Origin of the sequence: Nocardiopsis sp. EMB25 (assembly GCF_026797795.1) — a bacterium.
Lineage (GTDB): Bacteria > Actinomycetota > Actinomycetes > Streptosporangiales > Streptosporangiaceae > Nocardiopsis > Nocardiopsis lucentensis.
The window spans coordinates 1,845,061-1,862,553 of record NZ_JAMTDN010000001.1; the positions used below are offsets into that span (position 1 = coordinate 1,845,061).

17 protein-coding genes are annotated in these 17,493 nt (G+C 70.5%); 10 read left to right on the forward strand and 7 right to left on the reverse strand.

Going from position 1 to position 17,493, the window contains the following annotated elements:
• Nucleotides 1–19 precede the first annotated feature (19 nt).
• The gene (locus KIK06_RS08080; protein WP_017598846.1) at nt 20–370 is read left to right on the forward strand and encodes a hypothetical protein; all 351 of its coding nucleotides are present in this window, start codon (nt 20–22) and stop codon (nt 368–370) included.
• A gap of 84 nt (nt 371–454) precedes the next feature.
• Here the strand turns inward: KIK06_RS08080 and KIK06_RS08085 are convergent, their stop codons facing one another.
• From KIK06_RS08085 to KIK06_RS08105, 5 genes are all read right to left on the reverse strand, one after another.
• Nucleotides 455–2,413, reverse strand: coding sequence for an AMP-binding protein (locus KIK06_RS08085; RefSeq protein WP_268642639.1), 1,959 nt, complete (start codon nt 2,411–2,413; stop codon nt 455–457).
• 156 nt (nt 2,414–2,569) lie between these two features.
• Complete coding sequence (locus KIK06_RS08090) at nt 2,570–3,691, reverse strand: multidrug effflux MFS transporter (RefSeq protein ID WP_051059154.1); 1,122 nt, start codon at nt 3,689–3,691, stop codon at nt 2,570–2,572.
• 302 nt (nt 3,692–3,993) lie between these two features.
• The gene (locus KIK06_RS08095) at nt 3,994–4,431 is read right to left on the reverse strand and encodes a DUF3037 domain-containing protein (RefSeq protein ID WP_017598849.1); all 438 of its coding nucleotides are present in this window, start codon (nt 4,429–4,431) and stop codon (nt 3,994–3,996) included.
• Nucleotides 4,428–5,195: a HipA family kinase gene (locus KIK06_RS08100; protein ID WP_017598850.1), complete on the reverse strand. Its 768-nt coding sequence runs from the start codon at nt 5,193–5,195 to the stop codon at nt 4,428–4,430. Before KIK06_RS08100 ends, KIK06_RS08095 begins: the two co-directional genes overlap by 4 nt.
• Nucleotides 5,196–5,527: 332 nt before the next feature.
• Nucleotides 5,528–6,253, reverse strand: a complete 726-nt coding sequence (locus KIK06_RS08105; RefSeq protein ID WP_017598851.1) for a hypothetical protein — start codon at nt 6,251–6,253, stop codon at nt 5,528–5,530.
• Between the two features lie 151 nt (nt 6,254–6,404).
• On the opposite strand from KIK06_RS08105, the gene KIK06_RS08110 reads away from it, so the two are divergent.
• The 5 genes from KIK06_RS08110 to KIK06_RS29250 all read left to right on the forward strand — a co-directional run bounded on the left by KIK06_RS08110 (nt 6,405) and on the right by KIK06_RS29250 (nt 11,134).
• Nucleotides 6,405–7,472, forward strand: a complete 1,068-nt coding sequence (locus KIK06_RS08110) for an AAA family ATPase (RefSeq protein ID WP_268642640.1) — start codon at nt 6,405–6,407, stop codon at nt 7,470–7,472.
• Nucleotides 7,473–7,476: 4 nt separating this feature from the next.
• Complete coding sequence (locus KIK06_RS08115; protein ID WP_026127647.1) at nt 7,477–8,445, forward strand: DUF58 domain-containing protein; 969 nt, start codon at nt 7,477–7,479, stop codon at nt 8,443–8,445.
• Nucleotides 8,446–8,524: 79 nt separating this feature from the next.
• Nucleotides 8,525–9,472 carry a VWA domain-containing protein gene (locus KIK06_RS08120; RefSeq protein ID WP_268642641.1) on the forward strand — a complete coding sequence of 316 codons (948 nt, stop codon included), beginning with the start codon at nt 8,525–8,527 and terminating at the stop codon, nt 9,470–9,472.
• A gap of 142 nt (nt 9,473–9,614) precedes the next feature.
• Complete coding sequence (locus KIK06_RS08125) at nt 9,615–10,349, forward strand: HAD family hydrolase (protein WP_017598855.1); 735 nt, start codon at nt 9,615–9,617, stop codon at nt 10,347–10,349.
• Nucleotides 10,346–11,134: an NUDIX hydrolase gene (locus KIK06_RS29250; protein WP_327084635.1), complete on the forward strand. Its 789-nt coding sequence runs from the start codon at nt 10,346–10,348 to the stop codon at nt 11,132–11,134. Before KIK06_RS08125 ends, KIK06_RS29250 begins: the two co-directional genes overlap by 4 nt.
• Here the strand turns inward: KIK06_RS29250 and KIK06_RS08135 are convergent.
• Together KIK06_RS08135 and KIK06_RS08140 are read right to left on the reverse strand one after the other, a co-directional pair.
• Nucleotides 11,122–12,381 carry an APC family permease gene (locus KIK06_RS08135; protein ID WP_268642642.1) on the reverse strand — a complete coding sequence of 420 codons (1,260 nt, stop codon included), beginning with the start codon at nt 12,379–12,381 and terminating at the stop codon, nt 11,122–11,124. The two genes, KIK06_RS29250 and KIK06_RS08135, sit on opposite strands and share 13 nt — an antisense overlap.
• 405 nt (nt 12,382–12,786) lie before the next feature.
• Nucleotides 12,787–13,293: a dsRBD fold-containing protein gene (locus KIK06_RS08140; protein ID WP_268642643.1), complete on the reverse strand. Its 507-nt coding sequence runs from the start codon at nt 13,291–13,293 to the stop codon at nt 12,787–12,789.
• A 140-nt stretch (nt 13,294–13,433) separates the two neighbouring features.
• Here KIK06_RS08140 and KIK06_RS08145 point away from each other — a divergent pair, with 140 nt between their 5' ends.
• The 4 genes from KIK06_RS08145 to KIK06_RS08160 all read left to right on the forward strand — a co-directional run bounded on the left by KIK06_RS08145 (nt 13,434) and on the right by KIK06_RS08160 (nt 17,401).
• Nucleotides 13,434–14,096 carry a class I SAM-dependent methyltransferase gene (locus KIK06_RS08145; protein ID WP_268642644.1) on the forward strand — a complete coding sequence of 221 codons (663 nt, stop codon included), beginning with the start codon at nt 13,434–13,436 and terminating at the stop codon, nt 14,094–14,096.
• A gap of 134 nt (nt 14,097–14,230) precedes the next feature.
• Entirely contained in the window at nt 14,231–14,791 is a 561-nt protein-coding gene (locus KIK06_RS08150) for a TrmH family RNA methyltransferase (protein ID WP_268642645.1), read from the forward strand.
• Between the two features lie 226 nt (nt 14,792–15,017).
• Nucleotides 15,018–16,397, forward strand: a complete 1,380-nt coding sequence (locus KIK06_RS08155) for a hemolysin family protein (protein ID WP_017598861.1) — start codon at nt 15,018–15,020, stop codon at nt 16,395–16,397.
• Nucleotides 16,394–17,401 (forward strand): hemolysin family protein, encoded by a 1,008-nt coding sequence (locus tag KIK06_RS08160; protein ID WP_026127651.1) that lies wholly within the window; start codon nt 16,394–16,396, stop codon nt 17,399–17,401. The genes KIK06_RS08155 and KIK06_RS08160 overlap by 4 nt, the downstream gene beginning before the upstream one ends.
• Nucleotides 17,402–17,493: the final 92 nt, after the last annotated feature.

Below are 17,493 nucleotides of genomic sequence, written 5' to 3' on the forward strand. Positions count from 1 at the left end.
CAACCAAGGACCGACAAGCGTGGCCACCACCTACGACTACCAACTCCCGTTCCCGATGAACCAGGTGTGGAACACGCTGCCCTCCGCCGTGCACCACACCAAAAAGGCCTCCAACACCGGAAACCCGGTACCCGGTGGCTACCGCTACACCTTCTCCACCGGCATCAGCCTGCGCACCTTCGGGTTCACCGTGTTCGTCGACCTCCACCCCCTCCCCCAAGGCACCCACATGCGCGTCACCACCAGCATGAACTTCGGCCTCATCGACTGGGGCGAGGGCCGCGACATCGCCAACGAGCTACACCTGCACCTCACGAACCTGCTCCAGACGCACAACAACCACAGCCAAGGCTGGCAGCAGAACCCGTAACCACCCCACGAACACACAAAAACGGCGAAGCCGCGGCCCCCACAGGCCGCGGCTTCGCCGACGAACAGAACCTAACCCCACGCCCTACCGCTGCTCACGACGCACACGGTACAACCCGTCGATCTCCTCAGCGAACGCACGCAACACCGCATCACGCCGCAACTCACCCGACGGAGCCACCAACCCCGACTGCACCGTGAACTCCTCCGCCAACACATGGAACGACCGCACCGCCAGATGCCGCGGCACACTCCGATTGGCCTCATACACCAACCCCTGCACCTCCCGCAGCAGATCCCGATCCCCCGCGATCTCCTCCGGCGCCATCGACAACGGACGCCCGTTCACCAACCGCCAGTACTCCAACTGGTCACGCACCAACGTCACCAACGCACTCGCGAACGGCCGCCCCTCCACGATCACCAACACCTGACTGATCAACGGATGCGCCCGCAACCGAGCCTCGAACTCCGCCACCAGCTCCGCGTCACCCCCCGACGCCTCCGCCACAACAGAATCCGACTCACCCTCCGACCCCTCAACCGCCGGCGCCGCCAAAGCCCCAGGAACCACCCCCTCCAACGGCTCAGCACCCTCAGACGACTCCACCGCACCCGACACGGCCACGAACCGCCCCGGCACCTCCACCGTCGCCGCCTGCGGCCGCAAACGCCCACTCAGCCGAACAAACCCCGCCTCATCGACCTCAGCGACCACCCCCGTCGCCAACCACCCCTCACGAAACGCCGTCCCCGAAGCCTCACCATCAGCCCAATACCCCGAGAACAGACCACCACCGCGCACGTGGATCTCGCCCTCACGCGACACCCACACCTCACGATCGGCCAGAGCACGCCCCACCGACCCCGCCGAACGATCCCCCACCGCGTTCGCCGTGAACACACCAGCCGTCTCCGGGACACCGAACACCTGCATCACCGGCACACCCACACCGCCATAGAACTCATCCAACCGCTGCGACAGACCCCCACCCCAGCACACCGCCAGATGCACCCGGTTACCGAACATCTCCCGCACCTTGGCGAACGACCAGTCATACATCGACCGCGACAACCGCCGCCACGCACCCTTCTTCGGCGCCCGGTCGAACTGCACCGCCGCCTCGGCCGCCGCGTTGAACGTCCCCAACGAGTCCCACCCCGTCGAGTGCGCCCGCCCCCGCTCCACCTCATAGGCCTGCTCCAGCAACCCCGGCCCACACACCAACACCGTCGGCCGAAACGACTTCACCAACCGCGGCAACGACCCCGGCGCGGACAACCCCACCCGCACCCGACCCACCACACACGCCAACAACGACGCCAACCCCGAGATCTCCGACAACGGCAGATCCAACAGAGCACTCGCCCGCCCCGGCTCCAACTCCGACAACCGCGGCCACATCCGGTCCACCACACCAGCCGCCGCCGACAACAGAGCACCGTGCGACAACACCACACCCCGCATCCGCCGCGACACCGTACTCACCGGATACAGCACCACCGCCGCGTCCTCGGGCATCGTCGCATCACGACGGAACCGCACAGCCGAGGCGTCCATGTACGCACCCAACCGCGCGACCTCCGGCAGCCCCTCCTCGAACCGCCACACACGACCCAGATCCGGCAACTCCCGCTGCAGCGCCGTCACCGCACGCAACAACCGCTCATCCTCGACCACCGCCGCCGCCGGTCGCGTCTCACGCACCACGTGCGTCACCCGCTCCACCGACACCGACGACGACAACGGCACCAGAACCGCCCGCACCGACCACACGGCGAACGCCAGCCTCGCCCAGTCGTGGTGCGTACCCGACACCACCACCACCCGGTCACCCTCGGACACCCCAGCCGCGACCAGACCCTTGGCGATCGCCGTCACGTCCGTAGCGAAGGCACCCGCCGTCCGCCGCTCCCAGCCCTCCTCCACCGGCACCGAGAACACCTCGGCATGGGCGTCGACATGGGCCGCCTCATACACCAGGTCACCCAGCCCCGACAGCTCCCGAACCCGCACACCCGGGCTGACACTCGCCTCGCCCATACCCACACATCACCTGCCACGTCGGAGGACGGATCCACACAGAGCGGGACCGCCACACAAAAGGGGAACAGAACGCCTACTGTGCCCGGAGTCCCCACCCGACGGCAACCCGGAGCGATCCGGCAAAAACCCAGCGCAGAGCACCCACACGCAGGGTCATCGGACCTTTGACCGCACCGACCACACGAACGCCACCAACGACAAAACCGCCGCCGACACCATCACCACAGCCATACTCCGCACCGACGCCTCACCCGACGGAGTCAACCCCGCCAACGCCGCCACACCGCCACCCAACGCGAACTGCAACGCCCCCATCAACGCCGACGCCGTACCAGCCACCGCCACCGGCTGACCGTCCAACGCCCGCACCGTCGCGTTCGGCATGATGAACCCGACACTGAACATCATCAGCCCGAGCAGCCCCGCGACCAGCCCCAACGACGCCACACCCGCCAACGCGACCACCAACAGGGACACCACGGCCGTCAGGGCCACCACCAACCCCAGAGCCAACCGACGCGGCGTCTCCACACGCCCCACCAACACACCGTTGAGCTGCGTACCCGCCATCATCGCCAACGAATTCGCCGCGAACAGCCACGCGTACACCTGTGGCGAGGCCCCGAACTCCTCCTGCGACACGAACGAGAACGACGACACGTACGTGAACAGCATCCCGAAGCTCAACCCCACGGTCAGCACCGGACCCACGAACCGCGGATCCCGCAGCAGCCGACCCACCGTCACCGCCAACTCCCGCGGCCCCCGCACACGCCGCTCCTCCACCGGCAGGCTCTCCGGCAACCACACCAACACCAACACGAAACTGACCGCCGACACCCCCGCCAGCACCCAGAAACTCAACTGCCACGGACCCACCAACAGCAGCTGCGCACCCACCAACGGAGCCAACAGCGGCGCCAACATCATCACCAGCGCCAACCGGGAGAAGAACCGCACCGCGTCATCACCAGAGAACAGGTCACGAACCACCGCACGCGCGATCACCGCACCAGCGGCACCCGCCACCCCCTGCACGAACCGCACCACCGCGAACACCGTCGCGTCCGGCACGAACACACACAGCACCGACGCCACCGTGAACAGCGCCACACCCACCAACAGCGGCCTGCGCCGACCCCACGCGTCGCTCATCGGACCGATCACCAACTGACCGACCGCGATCCCCAGCATGATCGCCGTCAGCGTCAACTGGATCTGCCCCTCCGTCGCCCCCAGATCCCGCGTGATCTCCGGAAACGCCGGCAGGTACATGTCGGTGGCCAACGGCCCGACCGCCGTCAGCACACCCAGCACCAGCACCAGCCCGGCGACCCACCGCCGGGAGCGGGATCCATCGGACGGAACGGGCCCACCGGCGTCGGCGGGCGTGGACGAGACGTTCGGAGACGGCACGGACACTCCAAATCCAGGGGAGGCAGGGGAACGAGGGGAACACGGTGGTCCGCCTCCGGAAGCGCTCCCGGACACGGACCACCCACTACCAACACCACACACCGACGGAACTGTCCCCCACAACCCTCCGACCGCCTGTGATGTCGGTTACCTCCGCGGCCTCACCGCACCAACCGGTCCAGCAACCGCTCCACCTCCGCCGCCGGATCCTCCGTCAGGCCACCGTGGATCGGCCCCGTCTGCACGATCGTGCTCCGCGGAGCGGTCAGCCACCGGAACCGCTGCCCCGGCCGCTCACGCCCGACCGCACCGGCCCGAACGCCCCCCGCGCACATCACCTCGAACGACTCCAGCGCACGTCGCACGCCGGCCACGTCGACCCCGGGGTCCACGGCCAGCAACCGCCGCTCGTCCAGCGCGGTGCGTGCCGCCAGGAACGCCCGCTCCTGGCAGTACACGACCACCCCGGCGTTGACGCACTCACCCCGCTCCAACCGGGGCACCACCCTCACCAGGGCGTACTCGAACACCGCCCGGTCGCGTTCCTCACCCACACGGCCGGTCGTCACCGCCTCGCTGTACCGCCTCGCCTCGCTCATCGGTTCACCTCCGGCAGCCAGGAGCGGTCCGTCACCCGGGCCAGCAGATGCCGCACGTAGGCCTCCCGAACCTCTTGGGGGGACCCGAACCCGGATTCCTCCTCCAGCCACTCGTCCGGCACCAGGTCCACCACCTCGCGCAGCAGATCCTCGTTCACCCGCGGTCCCAACTCCGCGTCGGCGGCGGCCAGGTCGGGCGCCGACCCCGCCAGGACATGGTCGTGCGCGTCGTAGGGGCGGGTGACGTACCGTTCGGCCCCGGCCCAGTTGTGGTGGAAGATCAGCGTCGCCCCGTGGTCGATCAGGTAGGGGCGCCCGTGCCACAGGAGCATGTTGGGGTTGCGCCACGAACGGTCGACATTCCCGGTCAGGGCGTCGAACCACAGCACCCGTCCGGCGAACCCCGAGTCCACCTCGACGGAGAGCGGATCGAAGCCGAGCGACCCCGGCAGGAAGTCCATGCCCAGGTTGAGCCCGCCGCTGGCCTTGAGCAGCTCCTGCACCTCCGGGTCGGGCTCTCCCCTGCCGATCACCGGGTCCACCTCGACCAGGGCCAACTCCGGAACGGGCAGTCCCAGGGCCCGTCCGAGTTCTCCGGTGACGACCTCGGCCACCAGCGTCTTGCGGCCCTGACCCGCACCGACGAACTTCACCACGTACATCCCCAGGTCGTCGGCCTCGACCAAACCGGGGAGCGAACCTCCTTCGCGCAGCGGCAGGACGTACCGCGTCGCGATCACCTTTTTCAGCACGCGGACCAGCATAGGGATCGCCCCGCTCCGCCCGGTCGGAGCCCGAACTCCTGACGCGTCCGCTGACGCACGACCTTCACACCCCCCGCCCCCACCGACACCTGTGGTCTCAAAGTCCTCTTACGCAACGCTGAACACGTTCTAGGGCACAACCCCGCAGGGTCCGCCACGCCCGAGTGCGGGTTAGGAGAGAGCGTGCGGCGTAGCCGCGCGATTCTTCGTTTCTTGAAGCTGTGAGAAACAGCTCCGCCACCTTTACATCGTAGATTTTTATGAGTGCGAGAAGGAGGGGACACCGCCTCCACGGTGTCCCCTCTCCACGTGACGTGCGTCCTCCCGAACGGCTAGAGGTGGCCCTCGGGGTCCCCCTCCAGATCCCCCGGCACCGTCGGCTCGGGAACCTCCGGCTCACCCTCACCCGGCCGCGGCTCCGGAGCCTGCTCCTCCCCCTCCTCCGCCGGAGTCGGTTCCCCCGCGGGTTCGGACTCCTCCGGATCGACCTCCACCTCCTGCCCGGGCTGCGGGATCTCCGGAGGCGGGAACGTCGACAACCATCCGATCAGGGACGTGCCCCCGAGCATGAGCACCAACAGGAGCACCCCCAGCGCGACCGCCAACCACAGGCTCGCCGCCCCCGCGCCGATCGCGCTGTCCCTCCGGGCCCGCCACGGAGCCCACAACACCACCGAACCGCGCCGCTCCCCCGCCCAGTAGGGCTGGACCACGGGGCCGCCGTCGCCCACCGGACCGCCCCGCGCGGTCTCCTCCAGGACCGCCTCGGCGCCGGGTCCGTCCGTGTCGGCGGGCACCGCCACCCAGAGCACCGACCGGCCCCGGGTGCGGGCCGCCAGCACGTCCCCCCTGCCGCGGACCGACCGCGCGAACCGTTCCCGCGCCTGGGGGTCACCGGAGGCGCCGGCGTTGAGCACCACCACGCTCACTTCGGCCCCCGAAGCGTCCCGCCCCAGGTAGACCACGCCGAGCGAGGACGCGCGCGTCCGGCCGACCAACCGGAACCCGCCCAACTGACGAGGATCACCCTCGTGCAGGCCCTGGGTGGGAACCCCCATGTCACGCCCCTCTCCAGCGAATGCGGTCGCACACGTCGCGCGCGCTGTGTCCCGGACTGCGCCGACCGAAGCAGGTAGTGTCGCCCACAGGCGGATGATGCACACCCTATTCGGCGCCGCCCGTCGGGGCGCCCTGCCGGGAAGGCGGAAGATGTCAGAGAACCCACCCGGAAGCGGCGCCGCGCCCTCCCCCGGCCCGGACAGTGCCCCGGGCGAGCCCACCAGGCTGCTGCGGGCGGCGCTCCACGAGGTGTCCACGGTCATCGTCGGCCAGGAACGCATGGTGGAACGCTCTCTGATCGCCCTCGTCGCCAAGGGCCACTGCCTGATCGAGGGTGTGCCCGGCATCGCCAAGACCCTGGCCGTGTCCACCCTGGCCAAGGTCACCGGCGGCTCCTTCGCCCGGGTGCAGTTCACCCCCGACCTGGTCCCCTCCGACATCGTGGGAACCCGGATCTACCACCCCTCCACCGAGCAGTTCGACGTCGAACTGGGGCCGGTCTTCGCCAACTTCGTCCTCGCCGACGAGATCAACCGCGCCCCGGCCAAGGTGCAGTCCGCCCTCCTGGAGGTCATGGCCGAACGCCAGGTCTCCCTCGGCGGCACCACCTACCCCCTCCCCTCCCCGTTCATCGTCATCGCGACACAGAACCCGGTGGAGTCCGAGGGCGTCTACCCCCTCCCCGAGGCGCAGCGCGACCGGTTCCTGATGAAGGTCAACGTCGGCCACCCGCGCGCACACGAGGAGATGGAGATCCTGCGGCGGATGAGCACCACCCCGCCCACCGCCCATCAGGTCCTGGACCCCGTCACACTCGGCGAACTCCAGGCCGACGCCGAACGCGTCCATGTGCACCAGCTCATCGCCGACTACGTCGTACGCCTGGTCATGGCCACCCGGGAGCCGGAGAACCACGGGATGCCGGACCTGCGCAACGTCCTGGAGGTCGGTGCCAGCCCCCGCGCGACCCTCGGCCTGGTCGCCGCCGCGCGGGCCCTGGCCGTCCTCCGCGGCCGCGACTACGTACTCCCCGACGACGTACGGGTGCTGGCCCGCGATGTCATCGCCCACAGGCTCGTGCTGACCTTCGACGCCCTCGCCGACGGGATCACCCCCGAACAGGTGGTCGACCGGATCCTGTCCACGGTGCTGGCGCCGAGGGTGATCTGGGACGAACCGCCCAGCGGCGAGTCCGCCTCCCTCGCCGCGCCGAGGTGACGGCGTGTCCGCACCCATGATCGGCACCGACCCGCGGTTGCGGGCCGCGCTGCGCCGCCTGGACCTGCGGATCGTGCACCGCCTGGAGGGACTGCTGCACGGCGAGCACCTCGGGCTCCGGCTGGGGCCCGGCTCCGAGGCCGCCGAGGCGCGACTGTACCGGCCGGGCGAGGACGACGTACGGCGCATGGACTGGGCCGTGACCGCACGGACCGACACCCCGCACGTGCGTGACCTGGTCGCCGACCGGGAGCTGGAGAGCTGGACCCTGCTGGACCTGTCGCCGAGCATGGACTTCGGAACGGGCCTGCGCTCCAAACGGGAGGTGGCCGTCGGCGCGATGGTCGCCGCCAACCTGCTCACCCAGCGGGTCGGCGACCGGTTCGGCGCGCACTTCCTGCATCGGGGCACGGTGCGCCGCTGGCCCGCCAGGTCCGGCAAGGAGGCCCTGTTGTCGCTCCTGGCGACGGTGGCCGCGGCTCCCACCGGAGACGAGGAGCGTCCCGCCCCCGACCGGGCCACGCTGGCCGACGCGTGCACCGACCTGGTGCGCACCCGTCGCCGCCGCGGTCTGCGCGTGGTCATCTCCGACTTCCTGGACACCCCCGTCCAGGGCGGTCCCGTCCCCTGGGAGCGGCCGCTGCGCCTCATGGCCTCCCGCCACCAGGTCCTGGTGGTCGAGGTGCTCGACCCCCGGGAGCTGGAGGTGCCCCCGATCGGGGACGTGACCCTGCGCGACCCGCGCACCGGGCGGGTACGCGAGGTCCGCCTGACCCGGTCGGTCAGTGAGCGCTACCGACGGGCGGCGCACGCCCAGCGGACCGCGATCCGGGCGGCCCTGCGCCGCTGCGGGGTCCACCACCTGGTGCTGCGCACCGACCGCGACTGGGTCCTGGACACGGCGCGGTTCGTTATCCACCAGCGGCGGACCGCCCACCACCTGGCACGCCACACACCGGGAACCCCCAGATGAGCATGGAAGGGCTGAAGATGCGACAGCGACGGCGCGGGGGCGTCCCGCGGAACCGAGCCGACGCGCGGAGGGTGCGGACATGACCTTCCTGGAACCCCAGCGGCTGTGGTGGCTGCTGACCCTGCTGGTGCTCGTGGCGGCCTACGTGTTCGCGCAGACCCGGCGGCGCCGCTACGCGGCCCGCTTCACCAACCTCGCGCTGCTTGACCAGGTGGCGCCGCAGCGTCCGGACGTACGCCGCCACGTGCCCGCCGCGCTGTTCACGGCGACCCTGGCGGTGCTGATCTCCTCGTTGGCGCTGCCCGCGATGCCGGTGGAGGCGCCTCGGGAGCGGGCGACCATCATCGTGGCGGTGGACGTGTCGCTGTCGATGGCCGCCACCGACATCGAGCCCGACCGGCTCAACGCGGCCAAGGAGTCGGCTCAGGGGTTCGTGGAGACCCTCCCCGACCGGTTCAACGTGGGGCTGGTGTCGTTCTCCTCGGCGGCGACGGTGGTCGCCTCCCCCACGCAGGACCACCAGGCGGTGATCGGGTCGATCGAGAACCTGCGGCTGGGGCCGGGCACGGCGATCGGTGAGGGGGTGTTCGCCTCGCTGGAGGCGATCCGCGGTTTCGACGAGGACTCGCGGGAAGACCCTCCGCCGTCGGCGATCGTGCTGCTGTCGGACGGGGAGAACACCAGTGGCAGGGCGATCCAGGAGGCAGCCTCGGCCGCGGCCGAGGCGGGGGTGCCGGTGTCGACGATCGCGTTCGGCAGCGGCGCGGCGATGATCGAGATCGACGGGTACCGGGTTCCCGCCGACATCGACCGTGAGGCCCTGATGGAGCTGGCGCAGGACACGGAGGGACACTTCTACGAGGCCGAGAGCGAGACGGAACTCGACGAGGTGTACGAGGACATCGGCTCGTCGCTGGGTACCGAGTGGGTCCACGAGGAGATCGTGACGCGTTTCGTGTTGATTGCGATTCTGCTCGGCGCGGCCACCTCTGTGACATCACTCTTGTGGTTTCAGCGTCTGCCGTGACGCTCTGACCTCAGGGGAGAGCAGACAACACCCTGCGTACAGTGACTTTGGCCACATCCCTTTAGGCGGGGTTTACACCTTTTCTGTCTTGCCCACGGGTTAGCGTTGGCATGTTTTGTCCTGCCCATTCAGTTGAGGAACGATGCCGAACATACCCGCCGCGGCCCCGACCGCGATCTGCTTCGACCTTGATGACACCCTCATCGACGACAACGCCGCGTCGTCCACGGGACTGCGCGCGGTCATGGAGCGGCTCGGCCACCCCGACTTCGCCGCGGCACGCACCCTGTGGGACGTGCAGACGGAGATCTCCTTCGGCGCCTACCTGCGCGGTGGGCTCAGCCTGGAGCAGCAGCGCCGCGAGCGCATCCGCGCCCTGGCCGTCCAGGCCGGCCACGCCGACATCGCCGACCAGCACTGCGACGAGCTCTACCACCTCTACCTGGACGCCCACCGCTCCGGCTGGCAGGTCTTCCCCGACACCCTCCCCGCGCTCAACACCCTGGCCTCCGCCGGTTACCGCCTCGCGGTGGTGACCAACGGGGTGGAGGCCCTCCAGCACGCGAAGATGCAGGCCCTGGAGCTGACCCCGTACTTCCACACCGTGGTCTGCGCCGACAGCGCCGGCGCCGGCAAGCCCGACCCCCGGATCTTCGAGATGGCCGCCCAGCGTCTGGGTGTGGACCCGCGTGCCTGCTGGCACGTCGGCGACCAGATCCAGTCCGACGGCGTCGGTGCCGTGGCCTCGCGGATGCGCCCGATCATGATCGACCGCCAGGGTCGCCAGCACCTGGAGGGCGTGACCACGATCGCCAGCCTCGACGAGCTGCTCCAGCTGGTGGGTCTGCCCAGCACAGCCGCCTCGGGGGCGCTGTGACGCCCTCCCCCGCCTTGGAGACGGCGCGCCGCGTCACCGTGCACCTGGTGTACTTGAGCGCGTCCGGCCCGGCTGTGCGCGGGCGGCGGCTGCTGTTCGGCGAGGACCCCGAGTCCGTGGCCCGCGAGCTCGGCGGCCTGCCCGGGGACGCCCCGCTCGTGGCCGTGGACGTGGTGACCGAACTCGCGTCCACTCCGGAAGGGCGACGGCTGCACGTCGACCGGGTGGTGTATGCCGAGCCCCGGGCCCTGGGCGCCTGGCCGTCCGTGCTCCCGACCGCCGGTCTGCTCCCCGCCGTCGGGGAGCTGGCCCCTGACGAGGATCCCGGTGACACCGGGCCGCGGATGAGCCGCCTGGCCTCCTACGGCATGGTCACCGATCCCCGGGGCCGCGTGCTGCTGTGCCTGATCGCCGAGGGCTTCCCCGGCGCGGGCGCCTGGCACCTGCCCGGAGGGGGTGTGGACGCCGGGGAGGACGTCCGCACCGCGCTACGGCGTGAGCTGGTCGAGGAGAGCGGACAGGACGGTGTCATCGGTGACCTGATCACCGTCACCAGCCACCGCCGCACGCGCCCCGGCGAACCGGAGATCCACGGCGTGTGGGTGTTCTCCCACGTGCACGTATCCCGTCCGGGTGAGCCCAAGGTGACCGAGAGAGCGGGGTCGACCGCCGACTGCGCCTGGTTCACTCCCGAGGAGCTGGCCGAGCTGCGTCTGTCGACGACGGCGCGGCGCGGGCTGGAGTTCCTGGTCAGGCACTCCCGGGATCGTTCTCAGCGCCGCTGATCGCGGAGCCACCACAGGCCCGCGCCGGCGGCGAGCACGGCCAGCCCGGTGGCTCCCACAGGCAGGGGCAGGCTGCACGCCAGCACCACGCATCCCACCAGACCGGTGACCGGTACCAACAGGGGCGGACGGTTCTCGTGTGGGCCGAGCCGCAGCGCCGAGGCGTTGGTGATGGCGTAGTAGACCAGTACCCCGAAGGCGGAGAAGGCGATCGCCCCGCGCAGGTCGGTGAGAAGCACGAGTGCGGCGACCACGGCCCCCACGGCGACCTCCGCGCGGTGCGGTACCCCGTAGCGCGTGTGGACGGCGCCCAGGCACCGGGGCAGGTGACCGTCCATGGCCATCGCGGCCGTGGTCCGCGACACCCCCAGGACGAGGGAGAGCAGCGCCCCCAGGCTGGCGAGGGCCGCGCCCGCCACGACGACGGGGACCAGGCTGGGGAAGCCCGCCACCCGTACGGCGTCGACCAGCGGCGCGGTGCTCTCGGAGAGGCGTTCGCGGCCCAGCACGATGAGCACCCCGGTTCCCACGGCCAGGTACAGGGCCAGGACGCCGCCCAGGGACAGGCTGATCGCGCGGGGAATCGTCGTAGCCGGGTCCCGGACCTCACCGCCCAGGGTGGCCACGCGGGCGTACCCGGCGAAGGCGAAGAAGATCATCCCGGCCGAGCCGAGCAGACCGAAGGAGCCGGGCCAGGGGCCGAGCCCGTCCACCTCCAGGACCGCCCCCAGGCGCCCGCTGACGCCCATGGCCGCCAGGACGACGAGCAGGACCGCCAGCACGACGGCGACCAGGATCTTGGCCACGAACGTCGAGCGGTGCACGCCCCGGTAGTTCAGAGCGGTGAGCGCCGCCACGGCGGCCACGGCCACGGGCTTCTCCCAGCCGGGCAGGACGTAGGCGGCGAAGGTCATCGCCATCGCGGCGCAGGAGGCGATCTTGCCGACGACGAAGGACCAGCCCGCCAGGTAGCCCCACAGCTCGCTCAGGCGTTCGCGGCCATAGACGTAGGCGCCACCGGACTGGGGATGGCGGGCGGCCAGTCGGGCAGAGGAGATCGCGTTGCAGTAGGCCACCCCTCCGGCGAGGAGGATGGCGACGGGGAGCCAGGCTCCGGCGCCCACCACGGCCGGGGCGAAGACGGAGAACACCCCGGCACCGAGCATCGCACCCGCGCCGATGGCGACCGCGTCAACGGTGCCCAGCACACGGGCGGGTCTGGCCTGGGCTCCGGAAGAGGTGGGCAACGGGCCTCCTTGGATCGGTGGAACGGTTCCGAGTCTGCCCGATGCGGGTGACCAACCCGTGCGGGCCGCCCGTGGTGAGGGTGGCCACTTCCGGTCGGGCCGGTGACGTGCACCGGTTCCGGACATGGACGTTTCGTGTTCCGGGTCGGCCGGGCACGGCCTGGGCAGGAGAAGGCCCCCGGCACGTGGCCGGGGGCCTGGACTGCGTCCTTTCGGTCCTGCCGCTGCGCTTCGGCACGCCCGTCGCCCGCCACCGCCCGGGGCCGCTTCTCGACGGGGCGGGCACCCTCAACGGACGCCTACGGCACGGCACCATCCATCAGCGCCCTGCCGACGCCCGAACGACACCCCCTCACGTGACCGTTCCACGGAGCGGACCCTCGGGCTTGTGTCCTGACGGTCGGGTCAGCTGGGCCGCCACGGTGTTCCGGTGTTCTCGTTGATGTCCTCCGCGGCTACCTGGCGGAGCTGGCGGGAGAGGTCGGACAGCGCACGCGAGACGGCGAGCTCCTCCCCGATCTCGGGAACGTCCATGTCCGCCGGGTGCTTCCTGGCCATACCGTGGCCCCTCAACGCCGTCCCGTCGTCGGCCACCAGACCGACCTCGGCCCACGTGCGCGCGACGTCGCCCTCGGCCTCCTCGGATACGACGACGTCGACATCCCAGCGCTTCGTCGTCTGCATGCTGCTCGCCCCCTCCGCCCGCGTGCCCGTGACGTCGGGCGTGTGCTCGATGTGCGCGTCCGGTCCCGGATACACGAGGGTGTCGTGGCCCTGTTCCGTGTCGAGCCAGTGCACCTGGTACGGCGGTGCGCCGTCGGCTCCACGCACGTCGGTCACGACCCCGGTCCGGCGATGGGTGTCGGCGCGCGGGCTCTCGACTACGAGTCGGTCACCTACATGTGCTCGCATGCTTCCCCCACAAACCTCGGCTACCTCCATCTTCTGCACTGAGTGAGGCCAGGTCCGGAGGCTTGGCCATTTCGTTTCTGGTGGTATGAGAGGTTTTTGCCCGGGGCACGGGAGTGCCCCGGCCCTGGTAGCGTCACGGCGTGGCCCAGCACTACTTCGACTCCGACCCCGACGCCGCCAGCCGTCCCTCGACGGCGGACCTGGTCCTGCCCGACCTGCACCTGCGGCTGCGCACCGACCGAGGCGTGTTCTCGCCGGACAAGGTCGACCTGGGCACGCGTGTGCTGTTGGAGACGGTGCCCGCGCCGCCCGCGGAGGGCCACCTGCTGGACCTGGGGTGCGGTTACGGGCCGATCGCCCTGACGATGGCCTCGCGCGCGCCCGGGGCGCGCGTCCTGGGCGTGGACGTCAACGCGCGCGCCGTGGGTCTGGCGCGACGCAACGCCGCCGACCACGGACTGGACCACGCGCGCTTCGCGGTGGTCTCCCCCGAGGGCGGGCTGGCCGCGGACCAGGGGCGGGAGTCACCGGAGGCGGCGGCCAGCGCCGAGGACCTGCTCGGGCCGTTCGACGCGGTGTGGTCCAACCCGCCGATCCGGGTGGGCAAGGGTGTGCTGCACGCGATGCTGCGGACGTGGCTGGGGCGGCTCACCCCCGAGGGCGTCGCCCACCTGGTCGTCCAGAAGCACCTGGGCGCGGACTCGCTCCAGCGCTGGTTGGACGCCCAGGGGCTGCCCGCCGAGCGCGTGGCCTCGCGCGCGGGGTTTCGCGTCCTGGCCGTCCGCCGGTCCGAGACCGCCTGAACGGACGTGAACTCCGTTTTTGCCTGTTGTGTCCCGGGCCGAGAGTGCGGTCCGGTCGGCTGACCGGTAACCTGTTGCGAACACCGGACCACCGGGATCATCCCGGAACAGACCCGCTGAGGAACACACCGCAGTTGAGCACGCAGTTGCGTCCCACGGACGTCAAACGCCTGAACCGCCAGTGGCGCAGGCGCACGGAGGGGCGACTCGCCCTCCTCGTCGAATCCGTCACCCAGCCCTTCAACCTGGGGTCGATCCTGCGCACCTGCGCGACCTTCGGCGTGGACCAGTTGTGGCTCACGGGCAACAGCGCGGACCCAGGCGATCCCAAGGTCGGCAAGACCGCCCTGGGCACGGCGGCCAAGGTGCCGCACACCCGTTTCGCGACCACCGGCGAGGCCCTGTCCGCGGCCCGCGGTGACGGTTACAAGGTGGTCGCCGTCGAGCTGGCCGTTGGGGCCGTGCCCCTGCACGCCGCCCCGCTGGAGCCGGACGTGTGTCTGGCCGTGGGCGCCGAGGACCACGGGTGCTCCCCGGCGCTGCTGTCGGGAGCGGACGCCGTGACCTACATTCCGCAGATCGGCCGGGTCGGATCGCTCAACGTCGCCGTGGCGACCGCGATCGCCCTGTCCGAGGCGCGCCGCCGTGAGTGGGCGGCCCTCGGCGGCGAGGCCGACGCCCCGGTCGGGGGCTGACCGGGGAACTTTTGAACCGGTCCGACTCGTCTTTCACTTCACCAGGACCACGTCAATCACACCCGACGCGCGAAGGCGCAGAGAGAGGAACAGTGGACCCGTCCCGAAGTACCAGCAGCATCCCCAGTGGATGCTGTGACCCAGACTCCGACGAGCCTCCTTCTTCGAGGGGCGCGTACCTTCGTAGGAACTCCGCCGAGTGGCGGACCCAGGCGGTGCGTGCCCGATGAGCACCGTCCTCAGTATCATCGCCGGCATCCTGGTGATCCTCGTGATCATCGCCGCGAACGGCTACTTCGTCGCCCAGGAGTTCGGCTTCATGGCCGTGGACCGTTCGCGTGTGCGGTCCCGGGCCGCGTCGGGGGACCCCGTCGCCCGACGCGTCAAGAAGGTCACCGACCGCACCTCGTTCATGCTCTCCGGGGCCCAGTTGGGCATCACCGTGACGGGTCTGCTGGTCGGTTACGTGGCCGAGCCGATGATCGGTCGGGGAATCGGTGAGCTCCTGGGGGTGACCGGTGTCCCCCTGGCCACCGGTATCGCCGTCGGCACCGTCCTGACCCTGCTGTTCTCGACCATCGTGCAGATGGTGTTCGGTGAGCTGTTCCCCAAGAACCTCGCGATCGCCAGACCGGAACCGGTCGCCCGCTGGCTGGCCCTGTCGACCGACGTGTACCTGAAGGTCTTCGGCCCCGTGATCTGGCTGTTCGACCAGGCCGCAGTCGTGCTGCTCAAGGCGGTGCGGATCACCCCGGTCGAGGACGTCCAGCACGCGGCGACGCCGCGTGACCTGGAGAGCATCATCGCCGAGTCGCGTGAGTCCGGCGACCTGCCCGCGGAGCTGTCCACCCTGTTGGACCGCACCCTGGACTTCCACGAGCGCACTGCCGGGCACGCGATGATCCCGCGGCCCGAGGTGGCCACCGTGGAGGAGAGCGACCCGGTGAGCCGGGTCGTGGAGCTGATGGCCTCCGACCACTCGCGCTTCCCGGTGTTGGGTGAGGGCGTGGACGACATCGTGGGCGTGATCTGCCTGCGCGACGTCCTGGCCCTGGGCGAACGCGACCTGGACGACATCAAGGTCACCGAGGTGGCCCGACCCACGGTCATGGTGCCGGTGTCGCTGGCACTGCCGGGAGTGCTGCGTCAGCTGCGTGAGGCGAACGAGGAGTTCGCCTGCGTGGTGGACGAGTACGGCGGCCTGGCCGGGGTCGTCACCACCGAGGACCTGGCCGAGGAGCTGGTCGGGGAGATCGCCGACGAGCATTCCCCCGACGAGGAGGCCCCGGCGCACCTGGAGGGCGAGGGCAGCTACATGGTGCCCGGCGCCCTGCACGTGGACGAGGCCGAGCGCCTGCTCGGCCTCGACCTGCCCGAGGGGGACTACGAGACCGTGGGCGGTCTGGTCATCCACGAGCTGCACCGCCTGCCCGAGGTGGGCGACCAGGTCGACCTCGTCCTGCCGCGTCCGGCCAGCGCCCACGACGGCGACCCGAACATGGCGCTGACGATGATCGTGAACTCGTTGCAGCGGCACGTCCCGCACACCGTGGAACTGCGGCTGCGCGAACTGGCCGACGAGGAGTCCCGGGAGGTGCGGGCATGAGTGACATGAACCCGTGGGTCGCGTTGGCCCTGACCGTGTTCATCATCGCGCTGAGCGCCTTCTTCGTGGCGATCGAGTTCGCGCTGGTGGCGGCGCGCCGCTACCGGCTGGAGGCCGACGCCGACCACAGCCTGGCCGCGCGCGCGGCGCTGCGCAACGCGCGTGACCTGTCACTGCTGCTGGCCGGGTCCCAGTTGGGGATCACCCTGTGCACACTGGCGCTGGGCGCGATCTCCAAGCCCGCCGTGCACCACCTGTTGGAACCGCTGTTCCACGGCCTGCCGCACGCGGTGTCCTCGACGCTCTCGTTCGTGCTGGCCTTGGTCATCGTGACCTTCCTGCACCTGGTGGTGGGTGAGATGGCGCCCAAGTCGTGGGCGATCTCGCACCCGGAGAAGTCGGCGAGGCTGTTGTCGGTGCCGATGCGTGCGTTCATGTGGTTCACCCGCCCGATGCTGGTCGCGGTGAACGGCATGGCCAACTGGTGCCTGCACCGGGTCGGTGTGGAGGCGGTGGACGAGATGTCGTCGGGGCACGACCCCGACGACGTGCGGGAACTGGTGGAGCACTCGGTCAAGGCCGGTGCGCTGGACACCGAGCGACGCGACCAGCTGGCCACCGCGTTGGAGGTCAACTCCCGCCCGCTGAGCGAGATCATCACCCCGAGCGAGGAGATCGCGTGGGTGGCACCGGACGCGGACCTGGAGGAGATCAAGCGGGTCTCCCGTTCCTCCACCCACCTGCGGCTGGTGGTGATGGATCGGGGCGAGCCCGTGGGTGTGCTGCACGTGCGTGAGGCCCTGACCTGCCCGCCCGGGACGACCGCGGCCGACCTGATGCGCCCGGTGCTCATGCTGCACGCGAGCACGCCGATGTACGCGGCGATGAGCATCATGCGGGACAGCCGCAGCCACCTGTCTCTGGTCGAGGAGGAGGGGGTCATCGGCCTGGTCACCCTCCAGGACATCCTGGACCGGCTGTTGCTGCTGGAGGCCGCCGCCTAGGCGCGCGGAACACACGAACGCGGGGGCGGGGGATGTGGATCCCCCGCCCCCGCGCCGTGTGCGCCCCGGAGTCAGCGCTCCGGGAGGGGCGT

Bases quoted from the DNA above. Each gene is read 5' to 3' on its own strand.
- KIK06_RS08105 (WP_017598851.1), bottom strand. From the start codon at position 6,253: ATGGGGGTTCCCACCCAGGGCCTGCACGAGGGTGATCCTCGTCAGTTG.
- KIK06_RS08120 (WP_268642641.1), top strand. From the start codon at position 8,525: ATGACCTTCCTGGAACCCCAGCGGCTGTGGTGGCTGCTGACCCTGCTG.
- KIK06_RS08160 (WP_026127651.1), top strand. From the start codon at position 16,394: ATGAGTGACATGAACCCGTGGGTCGCGTTGGCCCTGACCGTGTTCATC.
- KIK06_RS08110 (WP_268642640.1), top strand. From the start codon at position 6,405: ATGTCAGAGAACCCACCCGGAAGCGGCGCCGCGCCCTCCCCCGGCCCG.
- KIK06_RS08095 (WP_017598849.1), bottom strand. From the start codon at position 4,431: ATGAGCGAGGCGAGGCGGTACAGCGAGGCGGTGACGACCGGCCGTGTG.
- KIK06_RS08140 (WP_268642643.1), bottom strand. From the start codon at position 13,293: ATGCGAGCACATGTAGGTGACCGACTCGTAGTCGAGAGCCCGCGCGCC.
- KIK06_RS08100 (WP_017598850.1), bottom strand. From the start codon at position 5,195: ATGCTGGTCCGCGTGCTGAAAAAGGTGATCGCGACGCGGTACGTCCTG.
- KIK06_RS08090 (WP_051059154.1), bottom strand. From the start codon at position 3,691: ATGTACCTGCCGGCGTTTCCGGAGATCACGCGGGATCTGGGGGCGACG.
- KIK06_RS08155 (WP_017598861.1), top strand. From the start codon at position 15,018: ATGAGCACCGTCCTCAGTATCATCGCCGGCATCCTGGTGATCCTCGTG.
- KIK06_RS08125 (WP_017598855.1), top strand. From the start codon at position 9,615: ATGCCGAACATACCCGCCGCGGCCCCGACCGCGATCTGCTTCGACCTT.
- KIK06_RS08085 (WP_268642639.1), bottom strand. From the start codon at position 2,413: ATGGGCGAGGCGAGTGTCAGCCCGGGTGTGCGGGTTCGGGAGCTGTCG.